Genomic DNA, 16120 nt, shown 5'->3' with positions numbered 1-16120 from the left:
ACACGTTACTACTCCTCGATGCTACCACCAGCAGCTTCGATCGCTTGCTTAGCACCTTTAGTCACTTTGATACCTTTAAAGGTATAAGCTTTGGTGACTTCGCCTGATAGCATAACACGGGCACGCTTCATGTCATGACGGACAAGATTAGCAGCTTTAAGTGTCTCAAGGCTAACCACATCGCCATCAATTTTATTCAGTTCAGAAAGACGTACTTCAGCAGTCTTCATAGCCAGTTTACTGGTAAAACCAAATTTTGGTAGACGACGATATAAAGGCATTTGCCCACCTTCAAATCCTGAGCGAACGCTAGAACCTGAACGAGACTTCTGACCTTTTACACCACGACCACCAGTCTTACCAAGACCTGAACCGATACCACGACCACGACGTTGGGCAGTTTTCTTTGCGCCAACACCTGGTGATAATTCATTTAATCTAAGACCCATTACGCTTCCTCCACTTTTACCATGTAGTTAACGCGATTAACCATGCCACGTGTTGAAGGAGTATCTTCTACTACAACAGTGTGATTAATGCGGCGTAAACCCAATCCTTTCAAGCTCGCTTTGTGGCTCTTTAGGCGATGGGCACCCGATTTAAATTGAGTGACTTTCATTTTTTTCATCGTAACTCACCTAGTCTAAGTTAACCCAAGATTTCGTCTACAGATTTACCACGTTTAGCTGCCATCTTCTCTGGAGTTGACATATCACGTAAACCGTTAAACGTTGCACGAACAACGTTAGCAGTATTGGTAGAACCATAACATTTAGTCAAAACATCTTTGACACCAGCAACTTCTAATACAGCACGCATTGCGCCACCAGCGATTACGCCAGTACCTTCAGATGCAGGTTGCATATAGACTTTACTAGCACCATGACGTGCTTTGATCGGATGATACAAAGTTGCATCATTTAATTCAACAGTGATCATATTGCGTTTAGCAGCTTCTAGTGCTTTCTGGATAGCAGCTGGCACTTCACGTGCTTTACCACGACCAAAACCAACGCGGCCATTACCATCACCCACTACGGTCAACGCAGTGAAAGAGAAAATACGACCACCTTTAACAACTTTTGCAACGCGATCAACGGTAACTAAGCGTTCTACTAGACCGTCAGTCTGTTCATTTTTATCATTTTTATCATTTCTAGCCATGATTAAAACTCCAATCCGTTTTCGCGAGCAGCTTCTGCTAAAGCTTTAACTCGACCATGATATTTAAAACCACTACGGTCAAAGGCAACTTTAGTAATGCCAGCTGCTTTTGCGCGTTCTGCGATCATTTGGCCTACAGACGTTGCTGAATCAGCATTACCAGTCGCGCCTGAACGCAAGCTGTTGTCTAAGGTAGATGCCTGAGCAATCACTTCACCACCATTTGGAGAGATAATCTGGGCATAAATATGTTTTGACGTGCGGTTAACCGTTAAGCGATGAACGCCTAAGAAACGGATATGTGCGCGTGTTTTCTTAGCTCGACGCAGACGAGCTGCTTTTTTATCAAACATTTCAACTCACCTTATTTTTTCTTAGCTTCTTTGCGAATCACATGCTCGTCACTATAACGAATACCTTTACCTTTATAAGGCTCAGGTGGGCGGAAACCACGGATATTAGCCGCTGCTTGACCAAGCTGCTGCTTATTGTTTGATTTCAAAACAATTTCAGTTTGCGTTGGGGTTTCAGCTGACACACCTTCAGGTAACGTGTACTCTACTGGATGAGAGTAACCAACGTTTAGGGTTACCTTGTTACCAGCAACTTGAGCACGATAACCAACACCAATTAACTGAAGACGTCTTTCAAAGCCTTCGTTCACGCCTTTAACATAGTTGTTAATAAGAGCGCGCATGGTGCCAGTGTGCATCATAGCTTCTTTTGAATCGACTGTAGGTGAGAAAATGATAGCATCATCTTCCTGTTTCAGCTCGACCAATTCATGCAGGTGTAAAGACATTGTACCGTTCTTGCCTTTAACTTCGACCTGCCGATCGTTCAAAGTAACGCTTACGCCGTTAGGCAGCGTCACTGGGGCTTTAGCCACACGAGACATAGGAATATTCCTTAAAAAATTTAACTTCTTTATATTAGCGAAAAAACTAACAGGCTAAAAAGCGTGTTAGTTTAGCATAGTTGACTATGTTAGACACCTATCAATTTGAAATAATTTAACATTACTCAATCAATAGAAGCCTAACACTCATCAAGTAGACTTCATCGTCGTATAGCTTACGCTACAAATGCGACGATTTCACCACCGATACCAGCAGCGCGTGCAGCACGATCGCTCATGATACCTTGGCTAGTAGATACGATAGCAACACCCATACCTTGCTTAACAGTAGGGATTTCATCTTTACCGCGGAACTGGCGTAGACCAGGACGGCTATAACGTTGAATAGTTTCGATGACAGCACGGCCTTCGAAGTATTTCAATTCAATAGTAAGGGTCGCTTTGTTGTTTTCTTCTTCAGCAACAACAGCGCTAGCCACATAACCTTCGCTAACTAGCAAATCAGCAATTGATTTACGTAATTTAGAGCTCGGCATTGCTACCGATACTTTGTTAGCCATTTGTGCGTTACGGATACGGGTTAGCATATCCCCAACGGTATCTTGCATACTCATATAGTTACTCCTTACCAGCTTGCTTTACGAACACCAGGCACATCGCCTTGCATGACACGCTCACGCAGCATATTGCGTGATAAGCCAAACTTGCGGAAGTAACCGTGAGGACGACCGGTGATAGCACAACGATTACGCAGACGTACTGGTGATGAATTGCGTGGAAGAGCTTGTAGCTCTAACATTGCTTCCATACGAGCTTCGTCACTTGCAGTCATATCACTGATAGTTTCTTTTAGCTTGATACGCTTTTCAGCATACTTAGCAACCATTTTTTCGCGCTTTAATTCGCGGTTAATCATGCTCTTCTTTGCCATAACGTCTTTACCTTATTTAAATGGGAAGCCGAATGCTTTAAGCAACGCACGACCTTCTTCATCAGATTGAGCTGACGTGGTGATAGTCACATCCATACCACGGATACGATCAATCTTGTCAAAATCTACTTCTGGGAATACGATCTGTTCTTTGATACCCAATGAGTAGTTACCACGTCCGTCAAAGGCTTTAGGTGAAAAACCGCGGAAATCACGAATACGAGGAATTGCAATGGCAACGAGACGATCTAAAAATTCGTACATTTGCTCACCGCGTAGCGTTACTTTACAACCAATTGGCCATTCTTCACGAATCTTAAAGCCAGCGACTGATTTACGCGCTTTAGTGACGACAGGCTTTTGACCAGCGATAGCGGTCATATCAGCTACAGCACCTTCAAGCAATTTCTTGTCTTGAGACGCGCCGCCCACACCCATATTAAGTGTGATTTTAGTGATTTTCGGCACTTGCATCACATTACCCAAACCAAGTTCTTCTTTGATTTGTTGCTTTAGTTCATCGTTATATAAAGATTTTAATCTTGCCATTACCATTACACCCTTAGTGTCTTACGCAGTCGCCACTACTTCACCGTTTGAACGATAGACGCGTTGTTTCTTGCCGTCTTCGCCAAACTGATAAGTAATACGGTCTGCTTTTTGGGTTTGCGCATTTAAGATTGCGACATTTGAAATATGCAGAAAAGCTTCTTGCTTAAGAATGCCACCTTCAACGCCAGTTGCCTGATTTGGCTTCTGATGTTTAGTAACAATATTAATGCCTTCAACTTTAATACGATCATTTTTTACAGCTTGTACAGTACCTTGCTTGCCTTTGTCTTTCCCAGCAATCACGATAACTGTATCGCCTTTACGTAATTTTGACATGGATTACCTCACAATACTTCTGGTGCTAGTGATACAATTTTCATAAACTGATCACCACGTAGTTCACGAGTTACCGGTCCAAAAATACGAGTTGCAATCGGCGCTTTGTTTTGGTTTAACAATACCGCAGCATTGTCATCAAAACGTAACACAGAACCATCAGGACGACGAACGCCTTTTTTGGTACGTACAACTACTGCATTCATCACGTCGCCTTTTTTAACACGACCGCGAGGAATGGCTTCTTTAACCGTTACTTTAATAATGTCGCCAACTGATGCATAACGACGATGAGAACCACCCAGTACTTTAATGCACTGAACTCGCCTTGCACCGCTATTGTCTGCAACTTCCAGCATTGACTCAACCTGAATCATAGCGTTACTCCACACGTATGAGCAATAAAAACCAGTTGCTGCCGCTAGCACAGAATGAGTAGACGGCATTTTAATAGAAATAGCCGCGACTTACTCTTCATGTGAGTGATATACGCTCGGCGCAATCAGCATCCTTAAAAAGGCGGCTATTTTAACAGCTTCTGGCTTTTAATGCAATTTACTTAGATTTTTTCTACTTTTTCAACCACATCAACTAAAGTCCAAGACTTAGTTTTTGAGATTGGACGCGTTTCTTTGATACGGACAAGGTCACCTTGTTGGCAAACGTTGTTCTCATCATGTGCTTTGATTTTAGTAGAACGACGAAGCTGCTTGCCATACAAAGGATGACGAACCAGACGCTCAATCAAAACTGTGATGGACTTGTCCATCTTATCGCTGACAACTCGTCCTGTCACTACGCTAGCATTGGTAGCTGTTTGATTGTTATCGCTCATGAGTCGCCTCGTTGTTTCTCGTTAATCAAAGTCTGAAGCTGGGCAATCGTACGACGATTGTCTCTAACTTCATGGGTATTACCCAACTGACCAGTTGCTTTAGCCATACGAATACGGAAAGCATCAAGTTGCTTTTCATCAAGTAACTGGGTCAGTTCTTCTAATGATTTATCACGTAATTCACTGATCTTCATTACATTATCGTCCGCTTAACAATGGTAGTTTTAAAGGGCAGTTTTGCTGCAGCAAGCGTTAAAGCATCGCGAGCAAGCTCTTCAGATACCCCTTCAATTTCATATAGCACTTTACCAGGCTTGATTTCGCATACCCAATATTCAACTGGACCTTTACCTTTACCCATACGTACTTCTAATGGTTTGTTGGTAATTGGCTTGTCTGGGAATACACGAATCCAAATCTTACCGCCACGCTTAATTTTACGAGTGATGGTACGACGTGCTGCTTCAATTTGACGAGCTGTCATACGACCACGCGTCAATGATTTTAGACCAATTTGTCCGAATGCAACGGTGCTTCCACGATGAGCTAGCCCAGTGTTACGACCTTTGTGCATTTTACGAAACTTGGTACGTTTTGGCTGTAACATAGTTTAACCTCTGTCTGAGTTTCGACGGTTTCCACGACCACGGCGTTTTGGCGCACGAGTCTGCTCTTCTTTGACGGGATTGTAAACACTGTTCATACCGTCAAGGATTTCGCCACGGAAAATCCAAACTTTAACACCGATGGTGCCGTAAGTTGTCTCTGCACGAATTGACGAGTAGTCAATATCAGCACGAAGTGTATGCAATGGCACACGGCCTTCACGATACCATTCGCTACGAGCAATCTCAGCACCGCCAAGACGACCAGACAGCTCAACTTTGATACCTTTAGCACCAGAACGCATGCTGTTCTGTACAGCGCGTTTCATCGCACGGCGGAACATAACACGACGCTCAAGCTGACTACCGATACCGTCTGCTACCAAACGTGCATCAAGATCAGGTGACGTGATTTCTTCAATGTTGACCTGAGCAGGTACGCCCATAATTTTGGTCAATTCTTTTTGAAGTCTTTCGATATCTTCGCCTTTCTTACCGATAACGATACCAGGGCGCGCAGTGGCGATGGTAATCTTAGCAGCGCCAGTAGGACGCTCGATCATGATGTTGCTGATCATTGCGTTGTCTAGCTTCTTGCGTAGATATTCACGAACTTGAATATCGTTGATTAGGTATTCTGAGTATTGTTTAGGGTTAGCATACCAGTTTGCATTATGCTTTTTTACAACACCAAGACGAATTCCGATTGGATGTACTTTTTGACCCATAACTTATTCTCCTACCTTTATAGTGATGTGACAAGTACGCTTGCTGATACGATCAGCGCGACCTTTGGCACGTGGTAGGATACGTTTTAGCGTAATGCCTTCATCAACATAGATAGTCGCGACTTTAAGATCGTCGATATCTAGGCCGTGATTATGTTCGGCATTGGCGATGGCTGAGTTAAGACATTTCTTAACAAACACAGCGCCCTTTTTATTGCTATACGTTAGGATATCCAAAGCACGCTCAATAGATTTGCCACGAACTTCATCAGCAACGAGTCTAACTTTTTGTGCCGATATGGCGGCACCGCGTAATTTTGCAGTTACTTCCATGGTAAGCACCTTATCTCTTAGCTTTTTTGTCAATGCCATGACCACGATACGTACGAGTCGGGGCAAATTCACCTAGTTTATGACCAACCATCTGCTCACTTACGATAACCGGTACATGAGTACGGCCGTTGTGGACAGACAAAGTTAAGCCAACCATTTGTGGTAGGATCATCGAGCGGCGCGACCAAGTCTTAATTGGCTTGCGTGAGTTGGTGTCTAATGCATTCTCAACTTTAGCAAATAAGTGCGCGTCTATGAATGGACCTTTTTTCAATGAACGAGGCATGAAATTCTTCCTTTATTTCTTCTTGGCGCGACGGCGGATGATCATGTTGTCAGTACGCTTATTATGACGCGTTTTAAGTCCTTTAGACTTCTGACCCCAAGGGCTAGTTGGATGGCGACCTTTGTTACGACCTTCACCACCACCATGTGGGTGATCAACCGGGTTCATAGCGACACCACGAACTGAAGGACGAACACCACGCCAACGTGAAGCACCAGCTTTACCAAGTGATTTCAAGTTGTTTTCAGTGTTAGAAACTTCACCAATAACAGCACGGCAATTTACGTGTACACGGCGTGTTTCACCAGAGCGTAGACGTATAATAGCGTAGATACCGTCACGGCCTAGTAACTGAACGCTAGCACCCGCAGAACGAGCCATCTGTGCACCTTTACCGATTTTAAGCTCGATATTGTGAATCACAGTACCCAATGGGATGTTTTTTAGCGGTAAACAGTTACCTGGACGAATTGGAGAAGTCTCACCTGACATTACAGTATCACCAACTGCTTGTTTTTTAGCAGCAATGATGTAACGACGTTCGCCATCAGCATACTTAAGTAGTGCAATATGTGCAGTACGGTTAGGATCGTATTCAATACGCTCTACCGTTGCTGGGATATTGTCTTTAGTACGTTTGAAGTCGATAATGCGATAATGTTGCTTATGACCACCGCCAATGTGACGAGTAGTGATACGACCATTATTGTTACGACCACCTGACTTACTTTTTGATTCTAGAAGCGCTGCATAAGGACGACCTTTATAAAGGTGTGGATGCACAACTTTTTCAACAAAACGACGGCCTGGTGATGTTGGCTTTGCTCTTACGATAGGCATGAGTGTAATCCTTATTCGTTATTCGCTGTTTCACTAGTAGAAGTAGTAGTGTTCGCTACGTCTTCACCAGCATCAGCCATTTGTACATCTTGACCAGCTTTTAAGGTAACATAGGCTTTTTTGTAGTCATTACGACGGCCGATGCTTTTACCAAAACGCTTTGTCTTACCTTTAACATTCAAAGTGTTTACTTTAGTAACTTCAACACCTTCAAACATCAACTCAACTGCTTTCTTGACTTCAAGCTTAGTAGCATTAGAATCAATTTTAAATACCTGCACACCAAGTGAGTCGCCAAGCATTTGAGATTTTTCTGAGAATACAGGTCCTCTTAAGACCTGATAAAGTCTTGCGTTGTTCATGCTAGTGCTTCCTCAAATTGTTTCGCAGCTTCAACTGACATGATCACTTTATCAAATGCGATCAAGCTCACTGGATCCACTTCGCCTGTACCAAGTACGTTGACGTGTGGAATGTTGCGAGCAGCTAAGTATAAGTTCTCGTCAACTTCTTTAGTGACGATCAATGCACGAGGTGCACCAAGCTCATTTAGCTTTGCAATCAGTTCTTTAGTTTTCGGCCCAGAAACGCTCAACTCTTCTACCAAAATCAGACGCTCTTGACGAATCAATTCTGCTAGGATGCACTGCATCGCACCGCGATACATTTTACGGTTTACTTTCTGTGACCAATCTTGTGGTTTTGCAGCGAATGCACGACCACCTGAACGCCAGATTGGGCTACGAATAGAGCCCGCACGAGCGCGACCAGTACCTTTTTGGCGCCATGGCTTGATACCACCGCCAGAAACTTCGGCACGGGTTTTTTGTGCGCGTGTACCTTGGCGAGCACCAGCTAAATAAGCGGTGACGACTTGATGCACTAGTGCTTCGTTGAATTCACGACCAAAAGCCGTATCAGAAAGCTCAACCGCCGCACCTGTAACTGTTTTTAAATCCACGTTAATCCCCTTGCTTAGGCTTTGACTGACGGACGTACGATAACATCGCCACCGGTGGCACCTGGGATAGCACCCTTGATGACAAGTAACCCTTTTTCGGCATCAACCGAAATCACTTCTAGGCCTTGAACAGTAACACGCTTGTTACCCATCTGGCCCGCCATCTTTTTGCCTTTGAATACTTTACCTGGTGACTGGTTTTGACCAGTTGAACCATGCGCACGATGAGACACTGAGTTACCATGAGTAGCATCTTGCATACTAAAGTTGTGACGCTTTACTGGACCCTGAAAGCCTTTACCTTTGCTCTGTCCTGTCACATCAACCATCTGACCTTGTTCGAACAAATCAGCTAGAATCTCGCCACCAATCTCACGACCTTCAAGATCGCTTTCGTTGGCACGGAATTCCCAAACACCACGGCCAGCTTTAACACCAGCTTTAGCGAAGTGACCTTTTTGTGCTGCAGTTACGCGGCTGTCACGACGGGTACCTGTAGTGATTTGGATAGCTTGATAACCATCTACATCAGTACTTTTTACTTGAGTAATGCGGTTTGCATCGACCTCAACTACTGTTACAGGGATAGATGCGCCTGCTTCAGTGAAGACACGGGTCATGCCGCACTTTTTACCGACTAAACCGATCGCCATTTTAGACCTCTTTATATCTTATATTAATGGGTTGGGTGTGCATTAACCCAAAGCAATTTGAACGTCAACACCCGCCGCTAAATCTAATTTCATTAGCGCATCCACAGTTTTGTCAGTAGGTTGAACGATATCAACCATACGCTTATGAGTACGGATTTCGTACTGATCACGAGCGTCTTTGTTAACGTGTGGTGAGGTTAGAACGTTGAAGCGCTCAATGCGAGTCGGCAACGGTACAGGACCACAAACTTGCGCACCGGTGCGCTTTGCAGTATCAACAATCTCTTGTGCAGATTGATCAATCAGACGATGATCAAAAGACTTAAGACGGATACGGATTCTCTGGTTAGCCATGCCAGCAAGCTCCTAATATGTGCTTTCGTCATTCTTGCGTTGCAAGATCATGATCAAAAGCAGTTTGGTTAAATATTCACTTAAAGCGGCCTTCTGTTCTTAACCAGAATGAGTTCTTTATCCGAACTTATAGCGTGCCAAAAGCAAAATAGTTTAAAGCCCCGCCGACCCTCCTATAATGGATGTCAGCAAAGGCATAATGAAATAGTGCTAGAAACGATGCTCCAGCTGTAATAGCGCCAGCTTTTCTGTTCAGCTGCGCGTATATAATTCAGTGGTGTATATTATACACAGTATTTTGGTCATTGCAAGGGCAATATATTTGAGAGTTTCACATGACAACTCTAAAAATTTCTCGCATATAAATTCATTTATTACTTAGACCTATTAACTGCGCTTAATAATAACTATTGATATCGCTAATCCAGAACAATATCGTACTGTTCTTGGGTATATAGGTTTTCTACATCAAAAGTAATCACTCTACCTAGTAGGTACTCTAAATCGGCTACTGTGTCTGACTCTGTTGTGAGTAGTAAGTCAATAACTGCCGCATGAGCCACTACCGTGAACTTTTTGGGAGAGTTATAGGTGCGAGCGCAGCGCATGATCTCACGGAATATCTCAAAGCAAACCGTTTCTGCAGTTTTTACGAACCCGCGACCCTGACAGGTAGAACAAGGCTCACAAAGCTGCTGACCTAATGACTCACGTGTACGCTTACGTGTCATCTCCACCAATCCAAGCTCACTGACTTGTGTAATCTTGGTTTTGGCATAGTCTTGAGTAAGCTGTGACTGTAGGCTCTCTAGTACATCATCTTTGTGCTGTTGCTCCAGCATGTCGATAAAGTCTAGGATAATAATACCGCCCAGATTACGTAGACGCAGCTGACGCGCAATGGCATGCGTGGCTTCTAGATTAGTCTTATAGACAGTGTCTTCTAATGACCGGCCACCCACAAAAGAGCCTGTATTGACGTCAATAGTGGTCATGGCTTCTGTTTGATCGATAATCAGATACCCACCGGACTTTAGATCAACACGGCGTTTTAGGGCATCACGCAAGTCATCCTCGACACGGTGTACATCGAACAGTGACAGCTCTGCCGTATAATGCACAATTCTGTCATAGATGAAGGGTACAAACTCTTTGGCAAAGTATCTGATTTGCTCATAAATTTGTGTGTTATCGACGATGACTTTTTCGGTATCAGCATGCACTAGATCGCGGATAGAACGCAGCGGTAAAGATAACTCTTGATAAATCAGCTCTGAGCTCTGGTTATGGTTGATCTCTTGACGACGAGCACAGATAGTACGCCACAGCTGTAGTAGATAATAGATGTCTTCTTCTAGCTTATCAACAGGGACACGCTCAGCGGCAGTACGAGCAATGAGACCGCCTTTTAGATTGACTGTCTGCATCAAGCTACTGAGCTCAGTTTTCAGTCGCGTGCGTTCTTCGTCACCATCAATACGCTGTGATATACCAATATGATCGCTTGACGGTAAATAAACCAAATAACGTGATGGTAGCGATATGTTAGTCGTTAAGCGCGCACCTTTGCTCCCTAACTGATCTTTGGTCACCTGCACCAAGATGCGCTGACTTTCATGCAGACGGTGCTGAATCAAAGTCTTTGAAGCGGGCACGACTTCAGTGCTTTTTGCACTGATAACTGGTGGGGTTACCTCTAAGTTATCTGCAGAGGTCTCTATAGCGGACCTACTATCATTAGTTTCTTTTTTAGTCTCTGTAGCCGTTTTATTTTTATTTTCTACGACTGGGCGAGGCTCTCGTTGCATGTCGTTGACATGCAAAAACGCGGTTCTTGACTGTCCGATATCGACAAAAGCTGCCTGCATACCAGGAAGGACACGCACAACCGTACCTAAATAGATATTGCCGACCAAACCCAGTTTGTGATGTCGCTCAATATAAATCTCACCCAAGATGCCGTTATCTAAAACCGCAACACGGGATTCCATTGGACTAATATTAATCAGCAGCTCTTCGGACATAGTTTTTTCTCTTATCTCTCAGCTTTTTTGTTAGACGTTCATCGCCTATTCTTTTTACAGTGTAACAAATGCAGCTTACTCTTGCCCATTACCCTACCGTGTCATTATGTGCATAACCGATATGATAGGTTGATTGCGTTTACCCTGTGCTATGTGCTCTCGCTACCCTCTGCCATATCTTTGATCAATGCCAATGTTTGTGCCAATGGTAGACCAACAACATTGGTATAACTACCGTTAATACGGTCAACCCAAGCTGCGCCCAAACCTTGAATACCATAGCCGCCTGCTTTATCAGCGGGTTCTCCACTATCCCAATAATCACTCATCATTTGTATGGTTAACGGTATAAAGGTCACCTCTGTACGTTCAGTGAGCTGCTGCTGATCGACAATTTGGAAGTCTTCAATACAGTCTGATGTATGGTTTTCTGCTTTTTTTGATAGCAGCTGTACTCGGGTTGCTTGCACGGCTGTCCACACTTCATGAACATTATCAGACATCTGCTGCCACATGCGATAAGCATGCTCGCGATCAACTGGTTTGACCAGAACTGTCTTACCATCCGGCAGTACACCAATAGTGTCGGAGGTCAGGATAATAAGTGACTCAGCAAAGCTGTCACCATTACCCTCATCTATACTTCGTGTTTTATTCAGTTGTGCTATCGCAGCGGCGGCTTTGGTCGCAACCATACGTTCGATATAGTCTTTTGGTAATTCATCAACTTGCTGGGTCTCATCGATATCTACACTCAGAACGCTGAAATCTAACTGTGCTCTGGCTAGTAACTCTCGACGACGCGGCGAACCAGACGCTAAAATGATATTCATCACTTTTCTCTTTATTTATCAAAATATAATATATGGGTTTGCTGAATAGATTGGCAAATACAAGAGCACCTATGACAATGCAACCATCAATAACAGTGTTGTCATTAACGTGCGAACTTGCGTAGCGCCAATAGTACAAGTGGCCAGCTGATAATACTCATGATGAGTGACAGCGCAGATTTTGCGACAAAGATGTTTTGGACAAACAGTTGCAGTATCCATAGATTCAACTGAAAAACGAACAGCCCTAGGCTAGCGATCAACCAGGCGCTAATCGTGTTTAACTGTCTGACATAGATACTAACAATCTTGATTACAAGGGCAACCACAACTGCTGCGAAAGCTTGCTGCCCTAAATGCGTGTCCATCAGTAAATCTGCAATAAGCCCAATAGTAAATGCGGTAAAGATACCGACATAGCGCGGCTGAAATAGCAGCCAATAGATCAGCACCATAATCATAACCATAGGACGCAAGGTTGCCATACTAGGACTTAATGGGTAGACATTGAGTGATGAGGCAACGATAAAGCTTAGGGCAATGACTACAATCAATAGCGCCGTTGAATTCTCAGAATCAGGATACGACATGAGTACTTACCTTAGCGATTGTGTAGTGGCTACTGTTATTTTGTGGGATGAATACTGAAAGGGCAAATACTATGAGTACTATTTGATAAAAGTATTACTTAACGAGTAAGCCATTTGACAGCTTTGCACCAAACATTATGCGACCAGTGCTTACTGACCAACGACAGTTTTGTTTTTATGGAGCATCTTGTCTTGGAGTATCAACACATAGGCATTATCAATAAAGTTGGCGGCGGGCGTAATTTCAATACTTCTAAAATTATCGGCTTGTTCGTCTTTGATATGAGCGATACGGCCAACACGGTAGCCTGCTGGAATACGTCCACCCAATCCCGACGATACCAACTCATCACCGACGCGTATATCTGAGGTTTTAAAGACATAGTTAAGGCTTAACGCAGATGGGATACCCTGACCTGTCACAATAGCTCGCTGACCAGTACGCTTGACAGTGACTGCAACTGACTGCTGCTCATCAGTAATCAGTAGTAAGCGGCTAGTATTAGGATAGACATTGATAATCTGCCCCAAAATACCATCTTCATCGATAACTGTCTGTCCGACTTGCACGCCATCTTGCTCGCCCTTATTGAGCACAACAATCTGTCTGAGCAGGTTGGTATCGGTACCGATGACTTGCGCCAAGTTAAGATCAAACTGCTCGGGTTTGGTCGTCGACAAAATACCTTGCAAGCGCGCATTTTGTGCCAAGATGTAATCTTGCTGCTGCAGCTTTGCGTGTGCATGAATAAGCTGCGATTTTAGTTGCATGTTTTCGCGGCGCAGTGCTTCTTTTGATTGTAGGCTACCACTTGCCCAATGCTTGGCATAACTGGGCAATAAAGACAGCTCATAAATAGGCTGCATAGCGGCATGACTGGTATTACGCACTGGATTGAACCATTCCGAATTTTTGCTATCAAACCACATCAATACTGAGGCCACTATCAATACGATAGCAGTCTTACGAAGTGATAATGCCTGGCGCGCAAAAATACTTGGGGTCATAAGTCGTCTAATTTAAGAATTCTAAAATGAGCAATAGCACGGGGTTAGAGCGTGAGTGTTTATCGATAATACTAGGTTGTAGCATGGTTCAATGCAATTAAAGGCAGCGCAACTGGCTACCTTTAATATTGTAAACTGCGATCTCACAGAGTATTTAGCTGTCATAAAGCATGATAGACGCTATAACGACAACCTCACACTCATGAGTAAACGCTACTTAAACAAAAATCATGTTCAAGCTTTTGTTATTGATGAAATCAAGCGCAATACCACCACCGCGGCTAACACAGGTTAATGGATCTTCTGCTACAGTCACTGGCAAGCCTGTCTCTTGTGAGATAAGCTTATCAAGATCGCGTAACAATGCGCCGCCACCCGTCAATACAATACCACGCTCAGCGATGTCTGATGATAACTCTGGCGGTGTCTGCTCAAGGGCTACTTTTACAGCACTAATAATACCGCTCAATGGGTCGGTTAATGCTTTTTGCACTTCTTCTGAATTGACGATAAAGGTCTTTGGTACGCCTTCTGCCATACTACGACCACGCACTTCTACCTCTAGCTTGCTGTCTTCATTCAATGCAGAGCCGACTTCTTTTTTGATACGCTCAGCAGTCGTCTCACCGATCACACAACCGTGCGTACGACGTACGTGTGTGATGATTGCTTCGTCAAACATATCGCCACCGATGCGAATAGACTCAGCATAGACACAACCAGACAGCGCGATAACGGCAATCTCAGTCGTACCACCACCAATATCAACGACCATAGAACCACTGGCTTCGTGGACAGGCATGCCAGCACCGATAGCCGCAGCCATAGGCTCTTCTAGTAGTAACACCTTGCTTGCGCCCGCTGATGATACCGCTTCGCGAATCGCCTTACGCTCAACCAACGTAGACTTACAGGGTACACAAACCACCACGTTAGGCTGCGCCATAAAACGCTTGGCTTTTACTTTAGCGATGAAGTGCTTTAGCATTTTTTGCGTCACTTCAAAATCAGCAATCACGCCGTCCTTCAACGGGCGAATCGCTGTGATGTTCGCAGGCGTACGGCCTAACATCTGCTTGGCATCAATACCAACAGCAGCGACGGTCGGGTTTTGAGTACGATTGCTTCGTAACGCGACCACCGTGGGCTCGTCAAGCACGACGCCTTTATTAGGAATAAAAATTAGGGTGTTCGCAGTACCGAGGTCGATAGCGATATTATTTGATAAAAATCCAAACAGGTTCATGACTAATATATCCAGCGTCTTACGAATGAGGCGAATGAGATTGACTGAGGGGTTACTCGTCAGTGTTGAGCAGGTCATCGTTAGACAGTAACGGCAGCGAAATTAAGTCATCGCAACCCGTCAAACCTAAGCAATAATGATGAAATGAAAAACTGAGCTAAATTATACCGATTTAGCTCGAAAAAAACATAGCTATTTGCATCAGTAAGCAAGGATTTTTGTCTTAGACGCCAAAAGTTGTTACAAAGTTTGAAATAGTAGTGACTATCATTCCATTCAATGAAACATCATTTATTCTGATAACTAACAAGGCTCTACAGGCAGATGATTGTTTTACTTAACAGCAGATGCATACTGTAACGTATTTTAGAACCTAATTGGGGAGCAATTGAGAATCAATCGCCAATTATACGCGTAGTTTTGCAAATGTTTGTGTCGCTGCGTTTATATACCCCTAGATCATCAGTCCATCTTGGTTGATATTGTGCATCAATCAAGCCTCATACTCTGTAAACTTGAGTCAGATGCTTTATAATAAGCCAACTTTATAGCCAATTACATTTGAGCACTTATATATTCGCCCTGCCCCTACTCTAACAAAAACTGTCCTTAACTGGAGAAACTATGTCTCAGCAATCAGCAACGTCTGACAACACTGTCAGCCGTGAAGAAATCCTAGAAGTGGCCAACCTTGCACGCTTGGGTGTCGATGAAAGCACGGCCGATAGCTATGCCGACGATATCAGTAAAGTATTAAAACTTATGAACACGTTATCTAACGTAGATACCACAGACATCAAGCCATTAGCCAATATCCACGAAGCTTGCCAAGAGCTACGTGTCGATGTGGCAAAACACGATATCGAACGCGAGCGCAATCAATCGGTAGCGCCTACCGTTGAATATGGCTTGTATCTGGTACCACAGGTGATCGAATAGTCATGTCACGTGACAGTGATTAGCGCGCTTAATCACGTATTTA

27 protein-coding genes are annotated in these 16120 nt (G+C 43.9%); 1 reads left to right on the top strand and 26 read right to left on the bottom strand.

Going from position 1 to position 16120, the window contains the following annotated elements:
• Positions 1-8: 8 nt before the first annotated feature.
• From rplO to AC5JPT_RS12105, 26 genes are all read right to left on the bottom strand, one after another.
• Positions 9-449 carry a 50S ribosomal protein L15 gene (gene rplO, locus AC5JPT_RS12230; RefSeq protein ID WP_443526868.1) on the bottom strand — a complete coding sequence of 147 codons (441 nt, stop codon included), beginning with the start codon at positions 447-449 and terminating at the stop codon, positions 9-11.
• Positions 449-628, bottom strand: coding sequence for a 50S ribosomal protein L30 (rpmD, locus tag AC5JPT_RS12225; RefSeq protein WP_057758718.1), 180 nt, complete (start codon positions 626-628; stop codon positions 449-451). The genes rplO and rpmD overlap by 1 nt, the downstream gene beginning before the upstream one ends.
• Before the next feature lie 20 nt (positions 629-648).
• The gene (gene rpsE, locus AC5JPT_RS12220) at positions 649-1164 is read right to left on the bottom strand and encodes a 30S ribosomal protein S5 (protein WP_010196711.1); all 516 of its coding nucleotides are present in this window, start codon (positions 1162-1164) and stop codon (positions 649-651) included.
• Positions 1165-1166: 2 nt separating this feature from the next.
• On the bottom strand, positions 1167-1517 hold the full coding sequence (rplR, locus tag AC5JPT_RS12215; RefSeq protein ID WP_319052273.1) for a 50S ribosomal protein L18: 351 nt from the start codon (positions 1515-1517) through the stop codon (positions 1167-1169).
• A gap of 11 nt (positions 1518-1528) precedes the next feature.
• Entirely contained in the window at positions 1529-2062 is a 534-nt protein-coding gene (gene rplF / locus AC5JPT_RS12210) for a 50S ribosomal protein L6 (RefSeq protein ID WP_201599217.1), read from the bottom strand.
• A 176-nt stretch (positions 2063-2238) separates the two neighbouring features.
• Positions 2239-2637, bottom strand: coding sequence for a 30S ribosomal protein S8 (rpsH, locus tag AC5JPT_RS12205; protein ID WP_319052272.1), 399 nt, complete (start codon positions 2635-2637; stop codon positions 2239-2241).
• Between the two features lie 11 nt (positions 2638-2648).
• Positions 2649-2954, bottom strand: a complete 306-nt coding sequence (gene rpsN / locus AC5JPT_RS12200; RefSeq protein WP_193006033.1) for a 30S ribosomal protein S14 — start codon at positions 2952-2954, stop codon at positions 2649-2651.
• Positions 2955-2966: 12 nt separating this feature from the next.
• A complete protein-coding gene (gene rplE, locus AC5JPT_RS12195; RefSeq protein ID WP_443526867.1) occupies positions 2967-3503 on the bottom strand; it encodes a 50S ribosomal protein L5 in 537 nt (178 codons plus the stop codon).
• 21 nt (positions 3504-3524) lie between these two features.
• The gene (rplX, locus tag AC5JPT_RS12190) at positions 3525-3842 is read right to left on the bottom strand and encodes a 50S ribosomal protein L24 (RefSeq protein ID WP_011279796.1); all 318 of its coding nucleotides are present in this window, start codon (positions 3840-3842) and stop codon (positions 3525-3527) included.
• Positions 3843-3850: 8 nt separating this feature from the next.
• Positions 3851-4219, bottom strand: a complete 369-nt coding sequence (gene rplN / locus AC5JPT_RS12185; RefSeq protein WP_010196702.1) for a 50S ribosomal protein L14 — start codon at positions 4217-4219, stop codon at positions 3851-3853.
• 182 nt (positions 4220-4401) lie between these two features.
• On the bottom strand, positions 4402-4677 hold the full coding sequence (rpsQ, locus tag AC5JPT_RS12180) for a 30S ribosomal protein S17 (RefSeq protein ID WP_319052270.1): 276 nt from the start codon (positions 4675-4677) through the stop codon (positions 4402-4404).
• Positions 4674-4871, bottom strand: a complete 198-nt coding sequence (gene rpmC / locus AC5JPT_RS12175) for a 50S ribosomal protein L29 (RefSeq protein ID WP_102094164.1) — start codon at positions 4869-4871, stop codon at positions 4674-4676. The genes rpsQ and rpmC overlap by 4 nt, the downstream gene beginning before the upstream one ends.
• The gene (gene rplP / locus AC5JPT_RS12170; protein WP_025644399.1) at positions 4871-5284 is read right to left on the bottom strand and encodes a 50S ribosomal protein L16; all 414 of its coding nucleotides are present in this window, start codon (positions 5282-5284) and stop codon (positions 4871-4873) included. The genes rpmC and rplP overlap by 1 nt, the downstream gene beginning before the upstream one ends.
• A 3-nt stretch (positions 5285-5287) precedes the next feature.
• Positions 5288-6010, bottom strand: a complete 723-nt coding sequence (rpsC, locus tag AC5JPT_RS12165; RefSeq protein WP_057758704.1) for a 30S ribosomal protein S3 — start codon at positions 6008-6010, stop codon at positions 5288-5290.
• Between the two features lie 3 nt (positions 6011-6013).
• Positions 6014-6343, bottom strand: coding sequence for a 50S ribosomal protein L22 (gene rplV / locus AC5JPT_RS12160; RefSeq protein WP_021813373.1), 330 nt, complete (start codon positions 6341-6343; stop codon positions 6014-6016).
• A gap of 10 nt (positions 6344-6353) precedes the next feature.
• Positions 6354-6629, bottom strand: a complete 276-nt coding sequence (gene rpsS, locus AC5JPT_RS12155; RefSeq protein WP_010196682.1) for a 30S ribosomal protein S19 — start codon at positions 6627-6629, stop codon at positions 6354-6356.
• Between the two features lie 12 nt (positions 6630-6641).
• Entirely contained in the window at positions 6642-7469 is an 828-nt protein-coding gene (gene rplB / locus AC5JPT_RS12150) for a 50S ribosomal protein L2 (protein ID WP_319052269.1), read from the bottom strand.
• Between the two features lie 11 nt (positions 7470-7480).
• Complete coding sequence (rplW, locus tag AC5JPT_RS12145; protein ID WP_319052268.1) at positions 7481-7831, bottom strand: 50S ribosomal protein L23; 351 nt, start codon at positions 7829-7831, stop codon at positions 7481-7483.
• A complete protein-coding gene (rplD, locus tag AC5JPT_RS12140; RefSeq protein ID WP_319052267.1) occupies positions 7828-8430 on the bottom strand; it encodes a 50S ribosomal protein L4 in 603 nt (200 codons plus the stop codon). The genes rplW and rplD overlap by 4 nt, the downstream gene beginning before the upstream one ends.
• Before the next feature lie 14 nt (positions 8431-8444).
• A complete protein-coding gene (gene rplC, locus AC5JPT_RS12135) occupies positions 8445-9083 on the bottom strand; it encodes a 50S ribosomal protein L3 (RefSeq protein WP_319052266.1) in 639 nt (212 codons plus the stop codon).
• Positions 9084-9125: 42 nt separating this feature from the next.
• Positions 9126-9437 carry a 30S ribosomal protein S10 gene (rpsJ, locus tag AC5JPT_RS12130; protein ID WP_010196670.1) on the bottom strand — a complete coding sequence of 104 codons (312 nt, stop codon included), beginning with the start codon at positions 9435-9437 and terminating at the stop codon, positions 9126-9128.
• 419 nt (positions 9438-9856) lie between these two features.
• The gene (locus tag AC5JPT_RS12125; RefSeq protein ID WP_493858261.1) at positions 9857-11461 is read right to left on the bottom strand and encodes an Rne/Rng family ribonuclease; all 1605 of its coding nucleotides are present in this window, start codon (positions 11459-11461) and stop codon (positions 9857-9859) included.
• A 149-nt stretch (positions 11462-11610) separates the two neighbouring features.
• Positions 11611-12294, bottom strand: coding sequence for a Maf family protein (locus AC5JPT_RS12120; RefSeq protein WP_493858260.1), 684 nt, complete (start codon positions 12292-12294; stop codon positions 11611-11613).
• Positions 12295-12398: 104 nt separating this feature from the next.
• Positions 12399-12884, bottom strand: a complete 486-nt coding sequence (gene mreD, locus AC5JPT_RS12115; protein ID WP_493858259.1) for a rod shape-determining protein MreD — start codon at positions 12882-12884, stop codon at positions 12399-12401.
• A 150-nt stretch (positions 12885-13034) separates the two neighbouring features.
• On the bottom strand, positions 13035-13892 hold the full coding sequence (gene mreC / locus AC5JPT_RS12110) for a rod shape-determining protein MreC (protein WP_493858258.1): 858 nt from the start codon (positions 13890-13892) through the stop codon (positions 13035-13037).
• Between the two features lie 217 nt (positions 13893-14109).
• On the bottom strand, positions 14110-15147 hold the full coding sequence (locus AC5JPT_RS12105; RefSeq protein ID WP_319052277.1) for a rod shape-determining protein: 1038 nt from the start codon (positions 15145-15147) through the stop codon (positions 14110-14112).
• 615 nt (positions 15148-15762) lie between these two features.
• On the opposite strand from AC5JPT_RS12105, the gene gatC reads away from it, so the two are divergent.
• Positions 15763-16077: an Asp-tRNA(Asn)/Glu-tRNA(Gln) amidotransferase subunit GatC gene (gene gatC / locus AC5JPT_RS12100; RefSeq protein WP_493858257.1), complete on the top strand. Its 315-nt coding sequence runs from the start codon at positions 15763-15765 to the stop codon at positions 16075-16077.
• Positions 16078-16120: the final 43 nt, after the last annotated feature.

It is taken from the genome of Psychrobacter sp. H26 (assembly GCF_059073035.1).
The sequence above is the reverse complement of the archived record's forward strand: the minus strand, read 5'-3'. Positions and strand labels throughout refer to the sequence as shown.

Bases quoted from the DNA above. Each gene is read 5' to 3' on its own strand.
- rplO (WP_443526868.1), bottom strand. From the start codon at position 449: ATGGGTCTTAGATTAAATGAATTATCACCAGGTGTTGGCGCAAAGAAA.
- rpmD (WP_057758718.1), bottom strand. From the start codon at position 628: ATGAAAAAAATGAAAGTCACTCAATTTAAATCGGGTGCCCATCGCCTA.
- rpsE (WP_010196711.1), bottom strand. From the start codon at position 1,164: ATGGCTAGAAATGATAAAAATGATAAAAATGAACAGACTGACGGTCTA.
- rplR (WP_319052273.1), bottom strand. From the start codon at position 1,517: ATGTTTGATAAAAAAGCAGCTCGTCTGCGTCGAGCTAAGAAAACACGC.
- rplF (WP_201599217.1), bottom strand. From the start codon at position 2,062: ATGTCTCGTGTGGCTAAAGCCCCAGTGACGCTGCCTAACGGCGTAAGC.
- rpsH (WP_319052272.1), bottom strand. From the start codon at position 2,637: ATGAGTATGCAAGATACCGTTGGGGATATGCTAACCCGTATCCGTAAC.
- rpsN (WP_193006033.1), bottom strand. From the start codon at position 2,954: ATGGCAAAGAAGAGCATGATTAACCGCGAATTAAAGCGCGAAAAAATG.
- rplE (WP_443526867.1), bottom strand. From the start codon at position 3,503: ATGGCAAGATTAAAATCTTTATATAACGATGAACTAAAGCAACAAATC.
- rplX (WP_011279796.1), bottom strand. From the start codon at position 3,842: ATGTCAAAATTACGTAAAGGCGATACAGTTATCGTGATTGCTGGGAAA.
- rplN (WP_010196702.1), bottom strand. From the start codon at position 4,219: ATGATTCAGGTTGAGTCAATGCTGGAAGTTGCAGACAATAGCGGTGCA.
- rpsQ (WP_319052270.1), bottom strand. From the start codon at position 4,677: ATGAGCGATAACAATCAAACAGCTACCAATGCTAGCGTAGTGACAGGA.
- rpmC (WP_102094164.1), bottom strand. From the start codon at position 4,871: ATGAAGATCAGTGAATTACGTGATAAATCATTAGAAGAACTGACCCAG.
- rplP (WP_025644399.1), bottom strand. From the start codon at position 5,284: ATGTTACAGCCAAAACGTACCAAGTTTCGTAAAATGCACAAAGGTCGT.
- rpsC (WP_057758704.1), bottom strand. From the start codon at position 6,010: ATGGGTCAAAAAGTACATCCAATCGGAATTCGTCTTGGTGTTGTAAAA.
- rplV (WP_021813373.1), bottom strand. From the start codon at position 6,343: ATGGAAGTAACTGCAAAATTACGCGGTGCCGCCATATCGGCACAAAAA.
- rpsS (WP_010196682.1), bottom strand. From the start codon at position 6,629: ATGCCTCGTTCATTGAAAAAAGGTCCATTCATAGACGCGCACTTATTT.
- rplB (WP_319052269.1), bottom strand. From the start codon at position 7,469: ATGCCTATCGTAAGAGCAAAGCCAACATCACCAGGCCGTCGTTTTGTT.
- rplW (WP_319052268.1), bottom strand. From the start codon at position 7,831: ATGAACAACGCAAGACTTTATCAGGTCTTAAGAGGACCTGTATTCTCA.
- rplC (WP_319052266.1), bottom strand. From the start codon at position 9,083: ATGGCGATCGGTTTAGTCGGTAAAAAGTGCGGCATGACCCGTGTCTTC.
- rpsJ (WP_010196670.1), bottom strand. From the start codon at position 9,437: ATGGCTAACCAGAGAATCCGTATCCGTCTTAAGTCTTTTGATCATCGT.
- AC5JPT_RS12125 (WP_493858261.1), bottom strand. From the start codon at position 11,461: ATGTCCGAAGAGCTGCTGATTAATATTAGTCCAATGGAATCCCGTGTT.
- AC5JPT_RS12120 (WP_493858260.1), bottom strand. From the start codon at position 12,294: ATGAATATCATTTTAGCGTCTGGTTCGCCGCGTCGTCGAGAGTTACTA.
- mreD (WP_493858259.1), bottom strand. From the start codon at position 12,884: ATGTCGTATCCTGATTCTGAGAATTCAACGGCGCTATTGATTGTAGTC.
- mreC (WP_493858258.1), bottom strand. From the start codon at position 13,892: ATGACCCCAAGTATTTTTGCGCGCCAGGCATTATCACTTCGTAAGACT.
- gatC (WP_493858257.1), top strand. From the start codon at position 15,763: ATGTCTCAGCAATCAGCAACGTCTGACAACACTGTCAGCCGTGAAGAA.